Annotated in this window: 3 protein-coding genes; 1 reads left to right on the forward strand and 2 read right to left on the reverse strand. The window is 35.5% G+C overall.

Annotated elements, in window-relative coordinates; translation table 11 throughout:
- The first annotated feature begins 172 nt into the window (after positions 1-172).
- Positions 173-2,371, forward strand: coding sequence for a TonB-dependent receptor plug domain-containing protein (locus E0I61_RS15415; RefSeq protein WP_131997178.1), 2,199 nt, complete (start codon positions 173-175; stop codon positions 2,369-2,371).
- A gap of 227 nt (positions 2,372-2,598) precedes the next feature.
- Here E0I61_RS15415 and E0I61_RS15420 read toward each other — a convergent pair whose 3' ends face one another.
- Positions 2,599-4,062: a glycoside hydrolase family 130 protein gene (locus E0I61_RS15420; RefSeq protein WP_131997175.1), complete on the reverse strand. Its 1,464-nt coding sequence runs from the start codon at positions 4,060-4,062 to the stop codon at positions 2,599-2,601.
- 950 nt (positions 4,063-5,012) lie between these two features.
- Positions 5,013-6,561: T9SS type A sorting domain-containing protein (locus E0I61_RS15425; protein WP_131997172.1), on the reverse strand; the 1,549-nt coding region annotated here is incomplete at its 5' end.

Raw genomic sequence — 6,561 nt, forward strand, 5'->3', positions numbered from 1 at the left:
ATTTAGCTAACAGGTGCTTCTCGCTAAGAAAGTCATTTGAATGTGCCACATTTTTTTCAACCAAAACCAAAAAAAAATGAACTATTTTTAATTCTAAACGGTATATTCGTGTGCCCTTAAAAGAGGTTGTGCGTAAGGATTTTAAATTTTTAAACTAATTGATTATATAAGCATGAAAAAAACTATAATTCTTATGGTTTGTATTTGTTCTTTGGCGGGATTTTCCCAGACAAAAAAAGACACCATAAACTCAATAGGATTAGATGAGGTGGTTGTAAGTACGCAACGATTTGCAAAACCAAAAAGAAAAATCACACAACAAATTGAAAGTATTTCTAAAAAAGAAATCGACTTTAATAACTTCCAGTCCAGTGCCGATGTGTTAGGAAATTCGGGGACTTTAGCAGTTCAAAAATCACAACAAGGCGGCGGAAGTCCCATTATTAGAGGCTTTGAGTCCAGTAGAATTTTATTACTCGTTGATGGAATCCGAATGAATAACTTAATTTACAGAGCTGGACATTTGCAAAACATAGTTACTGTTGATAAAAATATGATCGAGAATGTAGATGTGCTTTTTGGACCATCGTCTACTATTCACGGAAGTGATGCGCTTGGCGGAGCCATTTATTTACAAACTAAAAACGCAAAATTGCTTTCTGATACTGATAACAAAAAATTTAGCGGAACGGTATTAACAAGTTATAATTCAGTAAACCAAGGAAAATCAGGTCATTTAGATTTTAACTTCGCGGGTCAGAAATGGGGTTCCTTAACTTCATTCTCTTATAATGATTATGGGGATTTAAAAATGGGAAAACATAAAAATGGTTCCAATGACTTTTTCGGAGAAAGACCCTTTTATGTGGTAACCAATGATGGTGTTGACACTAAAGTAGCCAATGACGACAAATATGTGCAAAAATTTTCTGGATACAAACAATATGATTTTATGCAGAAAATTATTTTTCAGCAAAATAACAGGACGCGACATAGTTTAAATTTACAATATTCTACCACATCCGACATTCCGAGATATGACAGGTTAACTGATTTGGGTTCAAATGGAAAATTTAAATCTGCAGTTTGGAATTATGGCCCACAAAAAAGATTGCTTTCGGCTTATAAATTAGACAAAAAGAAGGTGTTCTTGAACAGTGATATGAATTTAGTTGCCAGTTATCAAAACATCGAAGAAAGTAGAATTACCCGTAATTTTGGTAATCCAACACAAAGTTCCAGGATCGAAAAAGTTTCGATATTTGCCATCAATTCTGATTTTAAAACAAAAATAGGAAACGGTGATTTTATTTATGGGGCCGATGTATATTATGATGATTTGAATTCTTCGGGAATTAAAAAAAATATTTTAACTAATGCTGAAGGCATCGCCGATTCGCGTTATCCGGATGGAAAAAACAATACTTTTAGGGCCGAAGGCTTTGCGTCTTACAGTAATGATATTAATAAAACGGCCTCGTACAATGCTAGTGTCAGAGCGGGTTACACCGCTTTAAACAGCGAAATTTCTACCAATTTTTTGAATTTACCTTATACTAACGTATCGCAAAAAAACTTCACCTATAGTGGTGCCGTTGGAATTGTAAATAATGCCAGCGAGAATACAAAAATTGCTTTTAATTTAGCTTCTGCATTTAGAGTTCCAAACATTGATGATTTAGCAAAAATATTCGAATCGGCAGCAGGAACTTTGATTGTGCCTAACAAAGATCTGAAGCCTGAGAAGTCGGTAACAGCAGATTTAAGCATTACTTTTTGGGAAGGAAAGCGTTTTCAGTTTGAAAATGTTTTTTATTACACGAGACTTTATGATGCAATTGTTACAGCTCCTTTTATGCTTAACGGTCAATCTTCTATTAGTTATGCAGGCGCAAACAGTCCGATATATGCCAATCAAAATCAAGGAAAAGGAAGTATTGTCGGAATTTCCTCGACCTTAAGAAGTTATATCACAAAATCGTTCTTGTTTTATGGAACTTTCAACTTTACTAACGGCAGAGCCCAAAATTCGAAAGGTGAGTTTCCTTTAGATCATATTGCACCATTCTATGGGAAAACAGGTTTTAAATATGAAAGTAAACGAGTAAATCTGGATTTATATATGTTGTATAATGGAAAAAAAGAGTTGAGCAATTACTCGCCTAGTGGAGAAGACAATTTGCAATATGCTCCAAAAAATGGAATGCCGTCTTGGGAAACCTATAATTTGAAAGGATCATTGTCATTATTGGAACAGTTCACTCTTTACTCGGGTATTGAGAATATTTTAGACACACAATACAGAACTTTTGCCTCTGGAATTAATGCTGGTGGAAGAAATATTTATCTTGGCGGGAAATACAATTTTTAGAGCATATTGTAAAAATCGGTCAATTTGACCGATTTTTACAATATGCTATATATGGATATATTTATAAGCCTGATTTACAAACTTCTATTTTCGATTCTATTTTTACATTCTCCTTTTTTGTTAATTGTAAAATAAGGATTCGAAGCTTCTTTTTTTAACATCACTTTCTACAAAGCATTTGATTTCGTCAATGAAATCAGTAAAGACATTAATGCCTTAAGTCATCATTAACTTTTCTTCAAAGCCTCGATTAATTCTACTAAATCGACTACACCATAAGTAGATGAATAGTCTGATACAGCATAAGGGAGTATAAGGCTGTTGTTGTGAATAATCGAACCGCAAGAATACACTACATTAGGTACATAACCTTCCCGTTCATCTTCCTGAGGTGAAAGCAAGGGCTCTTTAAGTCTTCCAATTTCCTTCGAAGGATCATCAAGATCAAACAGCGAAGCACCTATGCAATATCGTCTCATGGCACCTACGCCATGAGTAATAACCAACCAGCCTTCTTCGGTCCAAAGTGGCGATCCACAATTTCCAATTTGTGTAAACTCCCATGTATAACGTGGCTCTTGGAGGATAACTGGATCATTCCATTGCGTAGGTCTTTCGGAATACATAAGGTAATTGTTAACACCATCAATTCTGGACAGCATAGCATACTTACCCTTGATTTTTCTAGGGAATAATGCTAGGTTTTTATTTTGAGCACCGATTCCATATAAGGGCATTACACGGAATGTATAAAAATCTTCAGTAGAAATAAGTTTTGGTAGGATAACATGACCATTATAAGCCGTATAAGTTGCCATTACTTTATCTGATTTATCATCATCCACAAAGCGCACAAAACGAGCATCTTCAATACCACGGCTTTCAGAATCAGATATCGGAAATATAACACGCTCGGTGATATCAGAATCGTGTTTGAATTGCAAATCATAAAATGAATCCGCCAACCACATTACTTCTTCGAGTGCCGTTCTCCTCTCTTGGCGGATCATTGGGTCGCTTAATGCTTTATTTACCACACTTTTTAATACGGCATACTCAAATTCGCCCGGCAGGTCCTGCATGATACGGGTTGAGTATTTGTCCGAAGTATGCATTTCTACCAATTTCATCAGAAATCGTTCTTTGTTGTATAAGGTTTTGTGTACAATCTCTGCTTTATCAATGTTATTACCAATTTTCATCACTCGGAGATTGTTATTTTTATCCAAGATTCCCCTTCTAAAGACAATGGATGAGATATGACCTTCCCCGGTAGCACGGAAAGAAATGATGACACGTTTCTCTCCTTCTTCTAGATCCGACTGATCGAAATCTTCCACAATGGAAGGGTTGAAAATGGCGGCAGATTCTATAGCATACTCCATTGTACAGTAGGAACCGATGAGCATTTTTCGTTCCTGGGACAGACCGTCATAATCGATTTGCATCCCTTCAATTATTCCCCTAATTTTTTCGCAATGCTTAAAAAATATACTTGAAATATTTCGATGGCGTCTGGCAAATTCACGAAGTGTATGTTCTAGTGTTTCTATGACTTGTTTTTCATCCAATATCATTATGCGGCTCACCATCTGTTGAGTCCGTTGATCACCATTCATAAAATACCGGGCAACAACCCTCTTGGAATCAGGAGTGAATATTATATTTTTTCGGATTACTGGAACTCGCATAGCTTTATTTTTAAATTATAATAAAATTAAGTGCGCTTTTTTATGTAGTGATAAAAAGTCGTTTAAGTATGTTACCTCGCAACTCGTTCATGTTTTATATGAACCTACAAGGGTATTTGTTTGAAACGTATCCATTCTCGCCCCGAATTACTTCTATTTCTAAACTTGTTCAAAGAATGTTGATACACAAGTCAAGTGGTTGATGAAGAAGATCAAATTATTGAAATGCTAACGCAAAAAAAATTATTTTTTTTTCTGAAGTTATTTGTTGACGTTTTTAAGTCTCAACCTATTTCAGGATGAATCACTTTAAGAAGTTGGGGATTTTGGAAGCTCAAACTTCAATTAAGTGATTAATTCAAAATTACAAAAAATAATAATAAAATAAGTGTTAATATTTGGTTTACAATGTGAATGCTTTTTTTAAGACCTGATGATTGATGGGAATCGAATTTTAAATATTGATTTCGATTAGCTCTATCCTTCAAACTTTAAAAGAATAAAGTCGTCTCACAAGTAAGGTGAAGGCTTTTAATTTCTCTTATAAAGATTACCCAGCATTTAGAATCAATAGTATAAGTTGTAAAAAAGTATAAAATAGGAACGTATTTGAAAATAGAAAACCCAAAACATAAGTTCTGGGTTTTCTTTTGCAGAGAAAGAGAGATTTGTTTCTCTTACAATATGTCAGTTTTTGCAGTGTTCTGTAAACTATTTTTAAAATAGGGTCACGATTTTATTCTTAGTTTAATTTATTTAGGAAAAATAATAATGTAATCTATTACTATGAATATATGATTAATGGCTTATTCCATAACATTTTTTTTGTGTATCACTATTTCAGTGCGGGACAATTTAAACAAAAAAAAACCTCGAAAGTAAAACTCTCGAGGTTTAATGTATACTATAATCCTTCTCAATATTTTATAGGACTATTTAATTATTAAAAGTTATTTAGAAGACATTACTTTTTTCATACTACTTCCTCTATCAGTAGTCAGTTTCACAATGTAAACCTGCTCTTGTCCTTTGTATGTATGAAGATGTAGCATGATTTCTTTGTTCAAATAACTATTTGTCTCAGTTTTTGAAAGCACCAAAATTCCTTGTACAGTAAATACTTCAATTTTCACATCTGATTCATAATCAAAGTCGTATCTGATTGTAAGAACATCTTTGAAAGGAACAGGATAAGCTGTAAAATCAGCTGTCGGAGTTTTCGTAACTATTGATCTTGCATTTGGATCATTTTTGTCACGTAAAGTAACAGTTCCTTTCAAGATACAATTATTGGCATCTTTTACCGCCCATTTGTATTCTCCTATAGCTAGTCCGCCAAAGAAATTGGATGTTTGGTAAGTCAATCCGTCATCTTTAGAGTACATCAAGGTACCGGTTCCTCCCGTGGCGTTCACCGTGATTGAACCATTAGCATCACAACAGGAAGGATTTACTGCTGCTATAGATACCGCTATTAATGTCGGACTTACTAAAGTAACAGTTCCTTTCAAGATACAGTTATTGGCATCTTTTACCGCCCATTTGTAATCTCCAGCGGCTAGACCGCTAAATAAATTAGATGTTTGGTAAGTCAATCCGTCATCTTTAGAGTACATCAGTATACCTGTTCCTCCAGATGCTGTGATACTGAAAGATCCATCGGTTCCTCCATTACATTTAGGATTTACTGGTGTTGCTGATGCAACTATCATTGGTGGATTGATTAAATTAACCATTCCTTTCGAAATACAGCCATTGGCCTCTTTTACCGCCCATTTGTATTGTCCCGCAGCCAGTGCATTAAATACATTAGATGTTTGGTAAGAAACTCCATCATTTATAGAGTACATCAATGGAGCTGTGCCTCCTGTAGCGTTCACCGTGATTGAACCATCGGCCCCACCGTTACATTTAGGGTTCACAAGAGTTGCTGATACGATTACAGCTGGCGGAGTGGTTAAGATAAATGTGCCTTTCAATAAACAATCATTGGCATCTTTCACTCTCCATTTGTATTCTCCTGCAGCAAGCCCTGTAAATACATTGGATGCTTGGTAAGTCACTCCTTGATTGATAGAGTACATTAGTGTACCAGTTCCTCCTGAAGCATTAATGGTGATTGAACCATCGGTTCCACCATTACATATAGGATTTACTAGGACTGCTGATGCCACTAACAATGGTGGATTGGTTAAAGTAACCGTGCCGCCTGTAAAGATACAACCATTCGCATCTTTTACCACCCAAGTGTACGTACCGGCTATGAGACCTGTATACACTTTTGGAGAGGTTTGTGCTACAAAGCCGCCGCCATTGAAATTCACCATATATGGGCTTGTTCCACCGCTAAATGTTAGCGTAATTGAACCATCTGGTTCATTACAACATCTAGGATTTGCTGGTGTTGCTGAAGCTACAATCGCTGTAGGGATAGTGATGGTCACTGTTCCAGTTTTGATACAATTGTTGGCATCTTTCACTCTCCAAGTATAGGTACCT

Origin of the sequence: Flavobacterium ranwuense, assembly GCF_004349315.1 — a bacterium.
GTDB classification, from domain to species: Bacteria; Bacteroidota; Bacteroidia; order Flavobacteriales; family Flavobacteriaceae; genus Flavobacterium; species Flavobacterium ranwuense.